Consider the following 16,820-nt stretch of genomic DNA (forward strand, 5'->3'; position numbering starts at 1 on the left):
ATGGCGACCTCGGGATGGAACGCTGGGTGGGCTGGGGAGTCATTGCTAATAATCTGGCGACCATCGCGCAATTTTTGATCAAGCATCGGCGCGGGGTCCTGCTGCCTTATGTTGAAAAGTGATTTCTTGGACACGAACTAGATATTCTCGCGGCTGATGAAAACACCATTGAATTCCAACTTAAGAGTCTACTGAAAGGCCAAAAAGCAAGCTTCAGCCGGTGGTTGCGTAAGTTTGCTCCTTTGGCCCACCATAATTATCAAGTTGAGTCCAAATTTCAGAAAAACGGTTTGGCCACTATCAGGCTGTGGTGGGACTAATGGCTTTACAACTACAAAGTGCCAGCAAAATATGAATCTGCTGTTCGCCCTCCTGCAAGCCATCGCCATCATTACCTCGCCGGCCTCAAACGAAACCGTCGCCGGCGTGGTCAACATCACCGGCACCGCCTCGCACCCGCAATTCATCCGCTACGAAATTGCCTTCGCCTACGATCCCAGCCCGACCGACACCTGGTTCGAACTCCAGCCGCCCTCCGAAACTCAGATTACCGACAACCTCCTGGCCGCCTGGGACACCACCTCCATCTCCGACGGCGTTTACATGATCCGCCTGCGCGTTTTTGCCAGCGGCACGGACACGCCTGAAGAAACGATCGTGCGCGGGATCAAAATCCAGAACACGGCCCCGCCCACCGCGGCCCCCGCCGCCACGAGTGAAGCCGCCACCCCGACCTCAACCCCGGTTCTGCCCACCGCCACGTTCGCTCCAACTTTCGCCTCTTCTCCATTTCCCGCCATTTCCCCTGTTTCCCCTTCGTCACCTTCGTTCGACCTCTCGCCTTACACCTCAGCCTTCTGCAATGGCGTCTATCTGACCTTTGGCGTCTTTATCTTCCTCGGCCTCTACGCCTCTCTCCGTGATAAAATCAGACGCCCGATTTTGCGCTGGCTGAGGCGCATCATCAGCGACAGCAAGAAACCGTAACTCGTCAAACGACAAACGTAAAACGTCAAACCGCTTTGACGTTTGTCGTTTGACGTTTGGCACATTTCGCATGACCAAATACTTAATCGTCGGCCTCGGCAATCCGGGGCGCGACTACATCTACAACCGCCACAACGTCGGCTTCATGGCCGTAGACCGGCTGGCGAAAGCGCACCAGGCCGCCTTCACCCGACGGCAGAGCAAGGCGCTTATTACGTCGCTCCGAATCGGCGAAGCTTCGGTCGTCCTGGCCAAGCCGCAAACCTACATGAATCTCTCCGGCGAATCGGTGGCCTCGCTCGTCAAGTTCTACGACGTGCCGCTGGAACAACTGCTCGTTTGCTTCGACGAACTCGACCTGCCGCCCGGCGCGATTCGCCTGCGGGCCGAGGGCGGCTCGTCGGGCCAGAACGGCATGAAGTCCATCATCCAGCACCTCGGCACGCAGAAATTCTCGCGCCTGCGGCTGGGCATTGGCCGCCCGCCGGGCCGCATGACCCCCGCCGACTACGTCCTGCAAGACTTCAAAGAATTCGACGCCGAAGTGATGGACATGACGCTCGACAAAGCTGTGCAGGCGATTGAAGTCTTTATCAAAGAAGGCATTGTGGCAACCATGAACAAATTCAACGGCTCTGCCGACAACGACAAGGCTGACGAAGAACCCAAGCCCCAAAAAGAGCGGCCTCAGTCGCCCAACAACCCAGCCATCTAACCCGCTAGCACGAACCACCCAACCACCCAACCACCCAACCACCCAACCACCCAACCACCTAACCACCTAACCACCCAACCACCTAGCCAATGACCCTCACCCTGTCTCCCACCCTCGCCCGCCGCCTCGCCATCACCCGCCAGCGCCTCGCCGGCCCCCGCCCGGCCCCCGACTCCAATGGCATCATGGACGTGGTTCGCGATCTGGGATGTCTTCAACTCGACCCGATCAGCGTCGTCGCCCGCAGTCATCAGCTTGTTTTGTTTAGCCGCCTTGGCCCGTACAACCTGGCTCATCTCGACACCCTCCTCTGGCAAGAGCGACAACTGTTTGAATACTGGGCGCACTGTGCCTCTATCGTCCTAACCGAAGACTACCCCATCTTCAACCACTTCATGCGCCACCCCGGCTGGAGCGGCCGAGTGCAAACATGGACGGCGCAAAATAAAAAGCTCCAGCAATATGTGCTCAACCGGATCCGCCGTCACGGGCCGCTCCCCTCGCGCCACCTTGAAGAAGACGGCATTCACCCGACGGCCTGGGTCTCTACCGGCTGGACATCGGGCCGCAACACCAGCCGCATGCTCGATCATTTGTGGATCGGCGGCAAGATCATGGTAGCTGGGCGCGAGGGCATTCAAAAGCTGTGGGACTTGAGCGAACGCTGCTTGCCGGATTGGACGCCGCGTGACCGGCTGACCGAGCGCGAGGTGGTGCGCCGCGCCGCCCAGCGATCCATTCAGGCGCTCGGCGTGGGCACGATCCGCCACATCAAATATCACTTCACTCGCGGCAGTTATCCCGGCCTGAAAAACGTGCTAGCCGAACTGGAAGCCGAAGGCAACATCCATCGCGCCCAGGTGAGCGGCCTGCCCGGCGAGTGGTTCATTCACGACGACGACCTGCCCCTGCTTGACGACCTGGCAAACGGCGATTGGCACGCTTCGCGGCGCACAACACTTCTCTCGCCTTTCGACAACCTGATCTGCGACCGGGCGCGCACCGAGCAACTCTTCAACTTTGATTTCCGTATTGAGATTTACACACCGAAAGCGAAACGCAAGTACGGCTACTACGTCCTGCCCATTTTGCACGGCGACCAGATTATTGGCCGGGTGGACCCGGCGATGGATCGCGAGAACGAGCGCCTGACCCTCAACGCCGTTTACGCCGAACCGAACGCTCCCAAATCCGGCAAACCCGTCGCCCAGGCCATCGAAGAACTCGCCAGCTTCCTCGGCGCGAACGAAATCATCTACGCCAATAACGTGCCGGAGCAATGGAAAAAGGCGTTGCGCTAAGCAATTTCGTATTGCGTAGTGCGTTCGGCGGGTTACACACTACGCAATACGAAATACGCAATACGTCTTGAGATGAACCTCTCCGCCCTCCTCGCCGCCTTCCGCGCCCTGCCCGAATATCCCAACTTGCTCCAGCGAGCCGGGCGGGACTCGCTGGCCCTCGGTCTCCCCCGCGCCGCCCGCCTACCCCTGGTGGCCGCCCTCGCAACCGACCTCAATCGCCCCGCCCTTCTCATCACCGCCCGCAGTGATCGCGCCCTGCTTTTCAACGAAGAACTGCTCGCCTGGCTTCGGCCAGTGAACAGTGAACAGTGGCCAGTGGCCAGCGACCCCCCTTCCACTTATTTCTTTCCTGAACCAAACCCTCTGCCCTACGAACACGCCCCCTGGGGGCCGCGCACCATCCGCCAGCGCATTGCCACCCTCGCCGCACTGACCACTGATCACCGATCACTGTTCACTATCACTTCCGCCCGCGCCCTCCTCACCCGCACTTTGCCCCGGCGCGACTTCACTGCCGCCACCCGGCCCCTGCGCGCCGGACAATCCGTCCGCCTCGACAAACTGCTTGAAAACTGGGCCGGAGCCGGTTATACCGGCGAAACCATCGTCGTCGAACCCGGCCAATTTTCGCGGCGCGGCGGCATCGTGGACGTGTGGCCGCCTGCCGACTCGCTCCCGACTCGCATCGAACTCTTCGGCGATGAAGTGGAACACCTGCGGCATTTCGATCCGGCGACTCAACGATCGGGCGAGAATGTGGACGCCGTCATCGTCAGCCCGGCGCGAGAAGCCTTGCCTAAGAACGGGCCGCCTCTCTCCGGGTTGGCGGCCAACCCGGAGTCCGACCTGGCCGCCGACTTTGAGCGTTTGGCGCAAGGCGTCGCCTTCCCCGCCATCGAATACTATCTGCCGCTATTGCACACCGCCTCGGCCAGCTTGTTCGACTATCTGCCCGATAACACCCTCGTCTTCGTGGACGACTGGAGCGCGCTCGCCGACACCGTCAACGAACTCGAAACGCAGGCCCTCGAACTTCGCGCCGACGCGATTGACTCCGGCCTCATCACCCGCGACTTCCCTGCGCCCAATCTCTCCTGGTCGGACTTGCAAGACGATCTCACCCGCCTGCCGTTGATCCACCTGGGGCGGCTGGAAGATGAAGTGGCAACCGCCGATTCGGTTTCCCTGGGCGATCATTTCTCCCCCGGCCCCCGCTTCGGCGGCCAGGTCAAACAAGTCCTCGATCATCTCCAATCCACAATCGGCAATCAGCAATCAGCAATCGTCGTCACCCGTCAGGCCGCCCGCCTGGCCGAACTGTGGAACGAACACAACGAGCCGCTTGTCCCCGTCGAAGACCTCACTGAACTTGCGCCCGTCACCTTTGTCCAGGGCACACTCGCCGACGGCTTCACCCTCCAACTTCCAACTTCTAACTTCCAGCTTCTAACCGACTCCGAAATCTTCGGCTGGGCCAGGCCCGAGCCGCGCCGCCGCCGCACTGCGACCGAGCGCGCCGAAACGCCCGAGGCCGCTTATGCTTACGCCGACTTCAACCCCGGCGATTTCGTCGTCCACATTGATTACGGCATTGGCCGTTACCTGGGCCTAGTCAAGCGCTCCATCGAAAACAGTGAGCGCGAATACATTCACCTTCAATACGACGGCGGCGACGATCTCTTTGTCCCCATCATTCAGGCCGACCGGCTCACCAAGTACATCGGCTCCGACGAAAGTGAACCCGCCCTCTCGCGCCTGGGCACGTCGGAATGGATCAACACCCGAACCCGCGCCCAGCAAGCCGCCGAGCAGGTGGCCAGCGAACTGTTGGAGCTTTACGCCAAACGCGAACTTGCGCCGGGCCGGGCCTTCAGCGCCGACAACAACTGGCAGAAGGAACTTGAGGCCTCGTTCGGCTACATTGAAACCGACGACCAGCTCAAGGCTATCGCCGCCGTGAAGACCGACATGGAACGTCCACGTCCGATGGATCGCCTGATCTGCGGCGACGTGGGCTACGGCAAAACCGAAGTGGCCCTGCGCGCCGCCTTCAAAGCCGTCAACGACGGAACGCAGGTGGCCGTGCTGGTGCCAACCACCGTGCTGGCCCAGCAACACTACAACACCTTCGCCCAGCGGCTGGCGGCCTACCCGGTGAAAGTGGAAATGCTCTCCCGCTTCCGCTCTCACGCCGAACAGGAAAAGATCATCGAAGGGCTGGCCGTCGGCCAGGTGGACATCGTCATCGGCACCCACCGTCTGATCTCCAAAGATGTGCAGTTCAAAGACATGGGCCTGCTGGTCATTGACGAAGAGCAACGCTTCGGCGTGACTCACAAAGAGCGGCTCAAGCAGATGCGGACGGAAGTGGACGTGCTGACGTTGACGGCCACCCCCATCCCGCGAACGCTTTACATGAGTTTGGCCGGCCTCCGCGACATCAGCATGATCAACACCCCGCCCGACGAGCGTTTGCCGATCATCACTCACGTCGGCCCCTACAACGAGCGCGCCGTGCGCCAGGCCATTCTGCGCGAACTGGATCGCGGTGGGCAAATCTTCTTCGTCCACAACCGGGTGCAGTCCATCAACATCGTCAAACACAAACTGGAGAAGCTCGTGCCGGAGGCCCGCCTCGGCGTCGGCCACGGCCAGATGAACGAACACGAACTTGAACGGGCCATGACGGCTTTCACCCAGGACGAGATAGACGTTCTGCTCTGCACGTCCATCATCGAAAGTGGCCTCGACATCCCCAACGCCAACACCCTGATCGTGGATCGGGCCGACACGTTTGGCCTGGCCCAGCTCTACCAACTTCGCGGGCGCGTGGGGCGCGGGGCCAACCGCGCTTACGCCTACTTCTTCCACGACAAGCACCACCGCATGACGCCCGAGGGCCGCCAGCGGCTCGAAACCATTGCCGAGCAAACCGAACTGGGCGCGGGCTACAGCATTGCCATGCGCGATCTGGAGATGCGGGGCGCGGGCGACATTCTGGGGCCGCGCCAGCACGGCCAAATCGCCGCCGTCGGCTTTCACCTTTACACCCGGCTGTTGGCCCAGGCTGTCAAGCAACTCAAAGCCGGCGGCCGCGCCAACGGCAGAGACAAGCCGCTCGACTTCGACCTCAGCCTGACCACCGTAGACCTGCCCCTCCCGGCTTCCATTCCGTCGGATTATGTGCCCGACCGGAGTTTGCGCTTGAAACTTTACCGGCGGCTGGCCGAGATCAAAGATGAAGCGGGACTGGACGAGATCGCGGCGGAACTGGCCGACCGGTTTGGGCAACCGCCGAGGCCGGTGGAGAGTTTGTTGTTTTTGATTCGCGTCAAACTATTGGCCTACAAAGCCGGCATTGAAGGCGTTGCCAGCGAAGACGGGCAGATTGTCTTGCGAAGCCGGTTGTGGGAAAGCGACGAAGGCCGGGCCAGCGTGAGCGGCGCGCTCGGCCCCGGCACGCGCATGAGCAAAGGCAAGGCCTGGTTGCCTCGCGCTTCAGATGAGGCGCGAAACCGCGAAGCGTGGCGCGAGCAGTTGGTTAGCGCACTGGAATCGTTGGGGAAGGTTTTTGTTGAGGGCTAAATATTTTGGTCTTTAAGCAACTTCGACCTGAATAACCACACTGACGCCTACGCCAAGATTTTCCGATTTTTGAACGCTCTTTTTAATGGGCACAAGATAGCGACCCTCTTTTGGGAAAACAGAGTATCGAGAGACACTCATGACGAGCATGCGCGTCGGCGCAGCAGCGGCTCGCGAATCGCCTTTGCATCCAGCTTGCTTGCACCGAGAAAAGTGACGAAGCGCGAAAACCCGCAAGCCAATGCCTCCGCAAATGCCTCATCTTTGCCGAGGGCCTTACCCTCCAACCACAAGCCCAGGATGACGAACGTGTTGGTCGTCCGGTCGAGTTTGCTGTCGAATCGCGCGACGAGCCGGTCGCCCCACAAAATCGGCAATGTGTAGTAGCCGAACCGGCGCTGGTGCTTTGGCTTGTACACCTCCCACACGTAGTCGAAGCCGAATAAAACTTTGGCTCGCCCGCGTGCGCTGACGTGATCGAGCGGTGCGAGAAAGACGACCTCTTCAGTCGTGGTCGTCTCCAACGGCGTCCACGCCTTCGGCACGCGCCCGGCACTCAAATCGTGTAGCACCTTGGCGTCGCTATTGAGCGCGTAATGCACCGCCTTCCAGCCCTCCACCTGTACCTCGATGATGTCGCCGTCAGCCAACATCGCCTCGAGTATCTGCTTGGCTTTGCTAAATGGCACGCCGCGTTGCCACGAATCACTCGTGCGGTTTAGCCGCGACAGGCCGGAGAAGCTGACCTCCTTTTTGATCAAGAAGCGGTCCGCTTCGGCCTCGTCGCTTTCGCGAATGAGATGCGCCGGCGCGACCGCTTCCGTGAGTGCGTATACGCGCTCGAAGTTCTCGCGGTGGTGCGTCATCACTTCTCCGGTGCGCCACAAATAATACAAAGCTAACGTGCTGTCCTTGCGCCCGCGATAACTTTGCGTCCGTGTCCGCGTTGCCATCTCGAAGTCGCGGTTGTTCACGATGCCGCGCTCGTGCAAAATGGTTCGCATTTCGACGATGGCCTCGGCGTGGTCGCGGGCCATTTTGTGGATTCGCGTGTCAACATCAGGCCCACGATCCCGCTCGCGGCGCATGACCACGCGCCAGTACGGCAGTTCGTCCATCGGTCGGGTAGCCAGCCAACCACCCCAGTCAAAGAACTTGCGCTTCTGGTAGGCCACATCCTCCCACATGCCGGGCCGGTAATCGAGCACGCGGCTGTGCAGTGTAATGTCATGGCTGCGAGCGATGATTTGCAACGGGTCGAGTTGCAGGTACTCCATCGCGCGCATGGCCTGCTCCGTGCCCTTGAGGCCGCGCCAGCGCCGCCCGGGCCACAAGCCCTGCTTGCCGAGGATGAAGCGACGGGCGGTGTCAATGTTGATGGTCAGCATGATGGCCTATGGAGCGCCCAACGGCAGGCGTCAGCGGAACGGAGGGCGAAGCCAAATCCGCTGCATGCAGGGTTGGGCCGCCTGTTACGGTTCAGCAGGCATAGTCAGATTATGACCTGAGAAAAGATAGCCGCTTTCGCCATACATCATTCGCCGACGGGCCAATCCAGATCAGGTGAGTCTCTGACGCCACTTCGTAAAGTTCACAAGTCGCCACGTCGTTAGCCACTCGCCGGGCGTTCTTCGGTGACACGGTTTTGTCATTGGGCGAATACATGACTAAAACCGGCTTGGTAATTGCAGCCAAGTCCGTCACCCGGTGTTCAATGTCATTCATAAACCCCGTTCCTGACTGGGACGTTTGGATCATACGTGTGATAAAGGCCAAGTCGCGTGGGCTGAGCCGCTTAACGACCGCGTCAACATTGAGAACAGTTAGATCATGCATCAAGGCTTTGATCACCATGGTTGGAAAGAGTTTCACCATCATGTGCATGGCTACCCAAGTGATCTTTTCGACGCGTCCAAATACTAGGCGTGAGCGCCGCTTGGTTTGCTCATCCCAATCCGTCGCCATTGCAGACTCCAGGATCAGTTTGCGCGTCCGGTTCGGGTGCCGTTGCGTGAATGCCAGCGCGGTTGGGCCGGCGGCGGAAATACCAATCACATCGACTGCAGGAATTTGAAGCGTATCGAGCAAAGCGGCGAGTGCATCCGCCGCTTCTTGTGCTGTTCTGCCCACGTCAGAGGGGGTGTCGTCATAGCCAGGACGTGAGGGCGTCAGAACTGAGAAACCATACTCTGTCAATTGTTCGTGTGAAAGCCGACTCTCGCGGCTGCAGTGCCCGCCCATCAAGACAAGAACAGTCGGCCCGCTGCCTTCGAGGCGGTATTCAATCGGACCCTTTGCCGTTTGGGCGATAGTCTGTGGCATTGATGACTGTCCTGATTCGAGCACCTGTTTTAGCGGCCCAACGACCAGCATCAGCCGCGGGGCGGGCAACGCCAGACACTTTAGGTATTCTCGAAGTTCACCATCGAGACCGCAACCGCACTAACAACGCCTATACCAATCTGGCGCTGGTGCATGGTCACTGCCATGATTTGATTCACGCCGGAGCGTCGTATCTATGGACAAAGACCCGTTGACTGAAGAGCCGTGTGAGGCGAAAGCCTGCCCTGAGCTTGCCGAAGGGTCTCACGCACGGCCCGAAGGGGAGAAGTGGCGGCAGAGAGCGATCCCTCTGCCAACCATAACTTAGGCGCAAACCCAATGTTCAGAAAGTTGCAATTAGTTGAAGCATATTGCCTATGATAAAGAAAGTGACTCCCCACCATACGACAAATGCGCGCACTATTTCTTCACCTTCCAGCCTGCTTATTGCGAAGCCTATTATCTTAATAGGGAGAAGCAGAATTATTACCAGCAGTGGCGCGACTAGAAGTTTCAACACAAGAAAAGAAACCACTTGAGGCGACAAGGGTAGCCAGTAAAATGGAGTAATAAGTAGGGCGACGTGGATTGTTCGGATAGTACGCCAAAGCGAGATGCGCTGACTTCCGAAGACTTGCAAGAATAGCAATATCTTGCCGAGAATGTTTTGGTGGCTTTCCTTGCTGGCTTTGAGAGCCGCTGGCACGCGCATCAACAGGTTCATCAATAGAAGATTGACCAAAACCAACGCGCAATACAAGAGCACAAGGGCCGTAACGATGATGTAATAGTTACGGGAAAAAATTGACCAGATTACGATGAGAATAATAGCAATTGCCGTAAGTAGTCGAAGCAAAAGGTTCGCAAAACTTGGCGTTTCGAGTTCTATTCTTTCACGAATGCCATTGAGAAAAATCTGCGAGTTCCGAAAAACTGTCTCGAGACCAATTTCTATCCGGTTGAGCCGTTCGAGTCCAATCAATTCGGGCGCGAGCATGAAACCTGCAAGGAAGTTGAGAGTAATACCAATCCGATTCAACCAAGAACTATCATCCATTTGTGCTACAAGTATTTGTCTAATCAATTGCCGCGTGTTTAACGCGCCCAACGGCCAGCATAACCCGCAAGTGCGGGGCATTCCAGCCGACTATGATTTACGCGTTAGTGGCACTCGTCGGGTTCATGCAGTGTTGGGCCGCACCCATATTTATAAAGCCTGTCGCTGATTTATGCCATAGACGTTTGATGGAGAATCTACGACTGTTCCTTTTTGCGATGCTGTATCCAAGCCGTACTGAGTTCGTTCCATATTTCTTGGTATCGCTTGTAAAACTCGTTAAGCTTTTCTTCGCTCAGTTTATCCAACTCAGTTCCAGCCACGTAGTATTCCAGTTCATCTCGAAGCCGATAAAAACGGGATAGAGCAAGTTCATGTTCTACCCACAATGCTCGGTAATTGAAATATGGCTCTAAGGCCGCAAACAAGGTAATTAAAGTAGAGAAAACAAAGGCAATATCTTTGAACCACTTTTCCAATCCTGTGATTTGGAGACCCAATACCACAGTAGCGGTGCCTGACAAGAAGATAGTAAATACTTTGATAAAGGAAGCGTTTCGCCGGTTAGCGCGTTTCGTGGCAGATGTGTACTGTATGGCATCTTCGATTTTTCGCTTGGTCAATTCCGCTTTTTCTTGAACGGGAGTTTTTCTTAGTTCGTCTGCCATAAAAGCAAAGCTCCTTTGCAACGCAATTTGGTGGTTATGCAATCAGTGAACGGTGATTCCCTCAGTGACACTTGACGAGCGGCCCAACGATTAAGGATTCATGCGGCGCGCCGTGTACGAGATCGTCTCCGGCTCAGGTCGGCAGCCACCGTCGGTCGGCCAGCCATCGAATTGCGTCTTTGCTCTTTCAGTTCACCACCGTTCGCGCCGCCGGGCGCGGCTTGTGTTTGAGGGAGCGTTTGGCCTTGTGGGCCTCAACGCGGCCCCGGCGAACCAGGGGCGGGAACAGGGCGGCGGCCACCACGTCGTCCATGCGCTCGGCAGGCACGATCTTCAAATCGCGCCGCACATTCTTGGGCACGTCAATCAGGTCCTTGTCATTCTTGCGTGGCAAGATCACCAACTTGAACCCGGCCCGGTGCGCGGCCAGCACCTTCTCTTTGACGCCGCCCACCGGCAGGACGCGGCCACGCAACGTGATCTCGCCCGTCATCGCCACGTCGCGCCGCACCTTGCGCCCGGTGAAAGCCGAGATGAGGGCGGCGGCCAGGGTGATGCCTGCCGAGGGGCCGTCTTTGGGAATCGCGCCTTCCGGGACGTGAATGTGAACGTCGGTCTTCTCGAAGCGGTTCTCGTCAATGTCGAGCGCCCTGGCCCGCGAGCGCAGGTACGAGAGCGCGGCCTGGGCCGACTCTTGCATCACTTCGCCGACCTGGCCGGTGACTTGCATGTTGCCCTTGCCCCTCATCAGCGTCACTTCAACCGGCATGGTGTCGCCGCCGGCTTCCGTCCAGGCCATGCCGGTGGCCACGCCCACCTCGTCAGCCCGGTCGGACTCGGGCGGCGTGTACTGAGGCGGGCCAAGATACTTGTGCAGGCTGGCCGGCGTCACTCGCCTGGGCAACGGCTTGCCTTCGGCCTTGCGTCGCGCCAGCTTGCGGCACAGGTTGGCCACCTCGCGCTCCAGGTTGCGCACCCCGGCTTCGTAAGTGTACTCGCGCATCACCGTTTTTAGCACTCGGTCGTTAAACTCAAAGCCGGTGTCGGCCAACCCGTTCTCTTCAACCTGGCGGGGAATGATGAAGCGGCGGGCGATCTCCAGTTTCTCTTCTTCGACGTAGCCGGAGAACTCGATCACTTCCAGCCGATCCTGCAACGCCGGGGGAAGCGCCCCCAGATAATTGGCCGTGGTGATGAACATGACCTTCGAGAGATCGAACGGCACGTCGAGATAGTGGTCGAGGAAGGCGTGGTTCTGTTCAGGGTCAAGCACCTCGAGCAGGGCCGAGGCCGGGTCGCCCCGGAAGTCCTGGCTCATCTTGTCAATCTCGTCGAGCATGAATAGCGGGTTGGCGGTTCCGGCGCGGCGCATGGTTTGAATGATGCGGCCCGGCAGGGCGCCGATGTACGTCCGGCGATGGCCGCGAATTTCGGCCTCGTCGCGCACGCCGCCCAGCGACACCCGCGCAAACTTGCGGCCCAGCGCTTCGGCGATGGATTTGCCCAGAGAAGTTTTACCAGTGCCGGGCGGCCCGACGAAACACAAGATGGGCGAACGCACCCGATCCTTCGCCAGCGAGCGCACGGCCATGTATTCCAGAATCCGGTCTTTGGCTTTGGGCAAACCAAAGTGCTGATTATCCAGAATCGTTTTGGCGTGGGCCAGATTCAAGTTGTCGTCGGTCCGTTTCCACCAGGGCAGCTCGGCCAGCCAGTCGAGGTAGGCGCGAATCATGCCCGTCTCCGGCGACATGGGTTGCATTTGCTGAAGCCGTTCCACTTCCTTCAGCGCCACTCTGTTCACTTCATCGGGCAAGCCCGCCGCCGCAATCTTTTCCTTGAGTTCGTTCAGCTCCTGCGTCCACAGGTCGCCCTCGCCCAGTTCCGTCTGGATGGCTTTGATCTTCTCGCGCAAATAATACTCGCGCTGAGACTTGTCCACCTCCGACTGCACCTGCGACGTGATCTGATCCTCAAGCTCCAGCACGTCGAGTTCTTTGCCCAGCAGAATGCTCACCCGCTGCAAACGCGCCAGCGGATTGACGGTTTCGAGAATCGTCTGGCTCTCGGCCACGCTCAGGTTGACGGTGTAGGTGATCATGTCGGCCAGCCAACCCGGCTCGTCCACGTTCATAGCGTAGACGTAGGCTTCTTCCGGGATACTGCGGTTGAGGTTGACGACCCGCTTGAACAGTTCCAGCACCGCCCGCATCAGGGCCTCGGTCTCGCGTGACTTTGTAACCGACTCAAAAATGACCCGAGCCTTGACTCGATAGTATGGCTCGATCTGGGTGAACTCGACGACTTCCACCCGCCGCCGTCCCTGAGCCAGCACCGAGGTCGTGCCGTCCGGCATCCTCAACGTGCGGCCAACCGCCACCTCGGAGCCGATGGTGTAAAGATCGTCGGCTTCAGGATCGATGACTTCCGGGTCAAGTTGGGTGAGGGCAATGACGGTTTCGCGGTTGGCGTTGGCGGCGGCCACGGCGGCCAGCGACTTTTCGCGGCCCACCAACAGCGGAGTGATCATGCGCGGGAAGAGCACCATGTCGCGCAAAGGCAGGGCCGGGCATTCGATCAGCCCCTCGTCGTCCAGGGCCGCTTCGGGCACGTCGGCCAATTCTTCGGCGCGGTTGCGCATCGACTCGGCGAACTCGGCGTGCATCAGCCAGTCGGGCATATCGTCTTCAAAATCGTCAAACTCGGAATTCTGATCTCGCATTGAATTTTAGATTTGGGATTTTGGGTTTTGGATTGTAGCAGAGGAATCCACAATCTAAAATCAAAAATCCAAAATCGAGTTGAGTTTTGCTCGCACTTCGGCCACCAAAAAGATACTGCCGGTGACCAGAATTAAGGGTTCGGAACTGCGTTGAGCCTCGGCCAAAGCCTGCGGCACAGTATGAGCGATATTGACCAAAAGCGCAACTCCGGCGGCGCGGATGTCGTCGGCCAGTTGCGCCGCGTCGCTGGCCCGGGGATGATCGGCCTGGGCCACGATCACCTGCGCCGTCATTGGCAACAGCTCGGCCAACATGCCGCTGATGTCTTTGTCATTCGAAGCGCCGAAGATCAAAACCGGGCGCGCGCCGGGGAAGTTTTCTTTCAGAGTTGCCACAAGCTTGGCCGCCGAGTCGCGGTTGTGAGCGCAATCGAGCACCACCGTTTTGCCGCCGATCCGGAAGATTTCAAAACGGCCCGGCCAGTTCACCTGCGCCAGTCCCCGGCTAATCGCCTCTTCTGAAATGGCAAAGCCCTGCCCGCGCAACTCCTCGATCAGCGCCACGACCACCGCCGCGTTGTCCACCTGGTGCGCGCCAAGCAGCGGTATCTCAAACTCGCGGCGCGGCCCACCCTCGCGCCAAATTTCAAATCGCTGGCTGGCCAGTGAAAAGCCGTCACGCTCGACAAACCAGTCGCGGCCCAGCAGGCATAGCCGCGCCCCGCGCTCGTGGGCAATCGCCACGATTCGTTCGGCGGCCTCATCCTGCTGAGGGGCCGACACCACCGGCGCGCCGGGCTTGATGATGCCGGCCTTCTCTTCGGCGATCTCGCGCAGAGTCTTGCCAAGCAATTGGGTGTGATCGTAGCTGATCGAAGTGATGGCGCACACATTGGGATACAACACGTTCGTCGCATCCAGCCGCCCGCCCAGGCCAACTTCAAACACGGCGAAGTCGGCGTGTTGGCGGGCAAACCACTCGTGGGCCAGCGCCGTCGTAATCTCAAAGGTGGTGATGTCCGCCGCTGAGTCAAACAGGGGCCTAAGTTCGGTGGTCAGGGCCGCCAGCGCCTCCGGCGGGATCGGCTCGCCGTCAAACTGAATGCGCTCGCAGAAATCGTGCAGGTGCGGCGAAGTATAGAGGCCGGCTTTGTAACCCGCCGCCTGCAACACCGAGGCCGCCATGGCCGCCACCGACCCTTTGCCTTTGGTGCCTGCCACGTGAACCGAGGGCAGTTTTCGTTGCGGGTCGCCCAGCCGGGCCAGCACCGTCCGCATGCGCGTTAAATCGAATGTCTCCGGCGAATACTTGTAGCGCGACTTGAGGCCGTAATCAACAAAACTGTAGATGTAATCGAGCGTTTGCTGGTAGTCCATTGTTTGACGAGCCGGGATTCTACCACTCTTGGGTTACAATGCAGGAGGTCGTCAAACGACAAGCGTCAAAGTAGCTTGAAGTTTGTCGTTCGCGTGTTATTCGCGGGCTGTGCCTGACGTTTGTCGTTCGGGTGCTTTTCGCGGGCTGTGCCTATCATTTATGCGCCTACGCCACTTCGCCCTCCCCACCTTCATCCTTCTTTCAGCCACCCTCCTCCGCCTTCACCATCTCGACTTCCGCGCGCTATGGTGGGACGAAGGATTGAGTCTGTTCTTCGCCCGGATGAGTTACGCCAACAACGCCCAAATGGCCGCCACCCTGGCCGACACCAACCCGCCGGTCTACCGGATTCTGCTGGGAGTCTGGCTCAACCTCGTCGGCTGGTCAGCGTTCACGGCCCGGCTATTCTCGGTTCTGCCCGGCGTTGTCCTCGTCGCCATCGTTTATCGCCTCGCCCGCAAACTCAAGTTTCCGCGAGAGACGGCGCTGGTTGCAATGGCTCTGTGCGCGGCCTCGCCCATCCTCATCTACTACTCGCAGGAAGCAAAAGGTTACAGCCTGGTGGCAATGGCCGGAACAGCTTCGGTGTTGTTGTGGCTCAATCTTCACCCCCGCCCCCCTGCTCCTCCGCCCCGCCGACAATTCATATGGTGGCTGGCCTGGAGCCTCATGCTCCTGCTCCTCGTCGGCGCGCACTACATCGCCGCCTTCCTCCTCGTCGTCGAAAACCTGTGGACGGCGGCGCTCACGTTGCGAAGCTGGCGCGGCAATAAGCGGCACTGGCTCCAACACTGGACTTCGCAGATTGGCGCTCAAGCCCTCGTCGCCGCCGCGCTTCTGCCGTTCGTCATCCTCACCTTCGGCGGAACCAGCGCCGTCATTCGCGGCGAGACCGGCGACTTCATTGGTCTGAACGGCCCGGCGCAGTTCTTCGGCCAGCACCTGCTCGAACTCACACAAGGGCCGACGGCGAGCGGCGGGTGGGCGTGGGTGACGGCGGGGGTGGTTGTTGGGTTAGCAGTAATTGGTTATTGGTTATTGGATGCTTCGCATGGACGCTTCGCGTGGGATTTGGGTTTCGGGTTTTGGGGCTTGCTCTCCTGGATCCTCCTGCCCATCCTTTTCGGCTTTGCCCTCAACTCTTACCACCAGTTTTTCTTCCCCCGCTTCGTCCTCTACACCGTTCCGGCCATTCTCATCCTTGTCGCCAGCGGCATATCGCATATTGCAAATCGCTTATCGCGCGTCGTCCGTCTCTCGCCTCCAGCACTGCTCATTGTGAATTGCGCCTTGTGCATTGCTTTGTGGAGTCCGACTCTCAACGCTCACTACACCGCTCCCGGCGACCCGGCTGAGGACTGGCGGCCTCTCGCCTCAACACTACGCCCGCTGGTGCACGCCGGGGACGCCGCCATTTACACCTGGGGCTGGATTCCCGGATACCTCGACGCTTACCTGCCGCACTCCCCGCGCCCCAATTACACTCTCGGCTTCTTCACGCCTCAGTCGCTCGATCCGGAGATGAATGTCATTGCTTCCGGCGAAGGGCGCGTCTGGTTGTTGGATTATCAAGTGGATCAGTTCGATGTCCGCAACATGGCCGGGCGCTGGCTGGGTGAGCGCGCGGCGCTGGTCTATGATCAATGGATCGGGTTGGGGCACGTGGCGCTGTTTGTGCTTGAGCCAATGCCTGCCTCTGGCGACCCTATTGAATTTGAATTTGCCAACGGCTTGCGGCTGACGACACAACAGGTCAACGCCGAACTTGCGCCGGGCGACGCGTTGGCAATTCGACTGACTTGGACGGCGGCGAACGCCATCTCTGATCGCGCCACCATTTTTCTTCACGGGCTGGCCGCCGACGGTTCGTTGGCCTTTGGCCGCGACTCCGAGCCGGACAACGGCTTGAGCTTTGTCACCGATTGGCAGGCCGGCCAAACTTACACTGAACTGCGCGGCCTCCTCATCCCGCCCGACTTGCCTGCGGGAACTTACACCCTGCAAATTGGCCTCTACAACACGCTGACCGGGGCGGCAGGTGAACGCGGCCCGGCGACAATTGGGGCGGTCGTTGTAAAATAG

General features: G+C 59.2%; 13 protein-coding genes. 6 read left to right on the forward strand and 7 right to left on the reverse strand.

Annotated elements, in window-relative coordinates; all coding sequences use genetic code 11:
* Window positions 1–351: 351 nt before the first annotated feature.
* The 4 genes from HYZ49_17340 to mfd all read left to right on the forward strand — a co-directional run bounded on the left by HYZ49_17340 (window position 352) and on the right by mfd (window position 6,591).
* Window positions 352–987 carry a hypothetical protein gene (locus tag HYZ49_17340; GenBank protein MBI3244050.1) on the forward strand — a complete coding sequence of 212 codons (636 nt, stop codon included), beginning with the start codon at window positions 352–354 and terminating at the stop codon, window positions 985–987.
* Between the two features lie 70 nt (window positions 988–1,057).
* Window positions 1,058–1,702, forward strand: a complete 645-nt coding sequence (locus HYZ49_17345) for an aminoacyl-tRNA hydrolase (protein MBI3244051.1) — start codon at window positions 1,058–1,060, stop codon at window positions 1,700–1,702.
* A gap of 89 nt (window positions 1,703–1,791) precedes the next feature.
* The gene (locus HYZ49_17350) at window positions 1,792–3,003 is read left to right on the forward strand and encodes a YcaQ family DNA glycosylase (GenBank protein ID MBI3244052.1); all 1,212 of its coding nucleotides are present in this window, start codon (window positions 1,792–1,794) and stop codon (window positions 3,001–3,003) included.
* A 72-nt stretch (window positions 3,004–3,075) separates the two neighbouring features.
* Window positions 3,076–6,591 carry a transcription-repair coupling factor gene (gene mfd / locus HYZ49_17355; protein ID MBI3244053.1) on the forward strand — a complete coding sequence of 1,172 codons (3,516 nt, stop codon included), beginning with the start codon at window positions 3,076–3,078 and terminating at the stop codon, window positions 6,589–6,591.
* Between the two features lie 12 nt (window positions 6,592–6,603).
* On the opposite strand, the gene HYZ49_17360 is transcribed toward mfd, so the two are convergent.
* The 3 genes from HYZ49_17360 to HYZ49_17370 all read right to left on the reverse strand — a co-directional run bounded on the left by HYZ49_17360 (window position 6,604) and on the right by HYZ49_17370 (window position 8,913).
* The gene (locus HYZ49_17360) at window positions 6,604–6,732 is read right to left on the reverse strand and encodes a DUF1905 domain-containing protein (GenBank protein ID MBI3244054.1); all 129 of its coding nucleotides are present in this window, start codon (window positions 6,730–6,732) and stop codon (window positions 6,604–6,606) included.
* A complete protein-coding gene (locus HYZ49_17365) occupies window positions 6,729–7,979 on the reverse strand; it encodes a YcaQ family DNA glycosylase (protein MBI3244055.1) in 1,251 nt (416 codons plus the stop codon). The genes HYZ49_17360 and HYZ49_17365 overlap by 4 nt, the downstream gene beginning before the upstream one ends.
* Before the next feature lie 109 nt (window positions 7,980–8,088).
* Window positions 8,089–8,913: an alpha/beta hydrolase gene (locus HYZ49_17370; GenBank protein MBI3244056.1), complete on the reverse strand. Its 825-nt coding sequence runs from the start codon at window positions 8,911–8,913 to the stop codon at window positions 8,089–8,091.
* A gap of 2 nt (window positions 8,914–8,915) precedes the next feature.
* Here HYZ49_17370 and HYZ49_17375 point away from each other — a divergent pair, with 2 nt between their 5' ends.
* Window positions 8,916–9,128, forward strand: coding sequence for an HNH endonuclease (locus tag HYZ49_17375; GenBank protein MBI3244057.1), 213 nt, complete (start codon window positions 8,916–8,918; stop codon window positions 9,126–9,128).
* Window positions 9,129–9,256: 128 nt separating this feature from the next.
* On the opposite strand, the gene HYZ49_17380 is transcribed toward HYZ49_17375, so the two are convergent.
* From HYZ49_17380 to HYZ49_17395, 4 genes are all read right to left on the reverse strand, one after another.
* Window positions 9,257–9,970, reverse strand: a complete 714-nt coding sequence (locus HYZ49_17380; GenBank protein ID MBI3244058.1) for a hypothetical protein — start codon at window positions 9,968–9,970, stop codon at window positions 9,257–9,259.
* 197 nt (window positions 9,971–10,167) lie between these two features.
* Window positions 10,168–10,638, reverse strand: coding sequence for an SLATT domain-containing protein (locus tag HYZ49_17385; protein ID MBI3244059.1), 471 nt, complete (start codon window positions 10,636–10,638; stop codon window positions 10,168–10,170).
* A gap of 187 nt (window positions 10,639–10,825) precedes the next feature.
* On the reverse strand, window positions 10,826–13,360 hold the full coding sequence (gene lon / locus HYZ49_17390) for an endopeptidase La (GenBank protein ID MBI3244060.1): 2,535 nt from the start codon (window positions 13,358–13,360) through the stop codon (window positions 10,826–10,828).
* A 60-nt stretch (window positions 13,361–13,420) separates the two neighbouring features.
* Entirely contained in the window at window positions 13,421–14,737 is a 1,317-nt protein-coding gene (locus HYZ49_17395) for a bifunctional folylpolyglutamate synthase/dihydrofolate synthase (protein ID MBI3244061.1), read from the reverse strand.
* Window positions 14,738–14,897: 160 nt separating this feature from the next.
* On the opposite strand from HYZ49_17395, the gene HYZ49_17400 reads away from it, so the two are divergent.
* On the forward strand, window positions 14,898–16,820 hold the full coding sequence (locus HYZ49_17400; protein ID MBI3244062.1) for a glycosyltransferase family 39 protein: 1,923 nt from the start codon (window positions 14,898–14,900) through the stop codon (window positions 16,818–16,820).

The organism is Chloroflexota bacterium, assembly GCA_016197225.1.
GTDB lineage: Bacteria > Chloroflexota > Anaerolineae > Anaerolineales > VGOW01 > VGOW01.

Coding starts and splice junctions, on each gene's coding strand:
- HYZ49_17360 (MBI3244054.1), bottom strand. CDS start 6,732: ATGAGTGTCTCTCGATACTCTGTTTTCCCAAAAGAGGGTCGCTATCTT.
- lon (MBI3244060.1), bottom strand. CDS start 13,360: ATGCGAGATCAGAATTCCGAGTTTGACGATTTTGAAGACGATATGCCC.
- HYZ49_17350 (MBI3244052.1), top strand. CDS start 1,792: ATGACCCTCACCCTGTCTCCCACCCTCGCCCGCCGCCTCGCCATCACC.
- HYZ49_17385 (MBI3244059.1), bottom strand. CDS start 10,638: ATGGCAGACGAACTAAGAAAAACTCCCGTTCAAGAAAAAGCGGAATTG.
- HYZ49_17345 (MBI3244051.1), top strand. CDS start 1,058: ATGACCAAATACTTAATCGTCGGCCTCGGCAATCCGGGGCGCGACTAC.
- HYZ49_17365 (MBI3244055.1), bottom strand. CDS start 7,979: ATGCTGACCATCAACATTGACACCGCCCGTCGCTTCATCCTCGGCAAG.
- HYZ49_17340 (MBI3244050.1), top strand. CDS start 352: ATGAATCTGCTGTTCGCCCTCCTGCAAGCCATCGCCATCATTACCTCG.
- HYZ49_17400 (MBI3244062.1), top strand. CDS start 14,898: ATGCGCCTACGCCACTTCGCCCTCCCCACCTTCATCCTTCTTTCAGCC.
- HYZ49_17380 (MBI3244058.1), bottom strand. CDS start 9,970: ATGGATGATAGTTCTTGGTTGAATCGGATTGGTATTACTCTCAACTTC.
- HYZ49_17375 (MBI3244057.1), top strand. CDS start 8,916: ATGACTGTCCTGATTCGAGCACCTGTTTTAGCGGCCCAACGACCAGCA.
- HYZ49_17370 (MBI3244056.1), bottom strand. CDS start 8,913: ATGCCACAGACTATCGCCCAAACGGCAAAGGGTCCGATTGAATACCGC.
- mfd (MBI3244053.1), top strand. CDS start 3,076: ATGAACCTCTCCGCCCTCCTCGCCGCCTTCCGCGCCCTGCCCGAATAT.
- HYZ49_17395 (MBI3244061.1), bottom strand. CDS start 14,737: ATGGACTACCAGCAAACGCTCGATTACATCTACAGTTTTGTTGATTAC.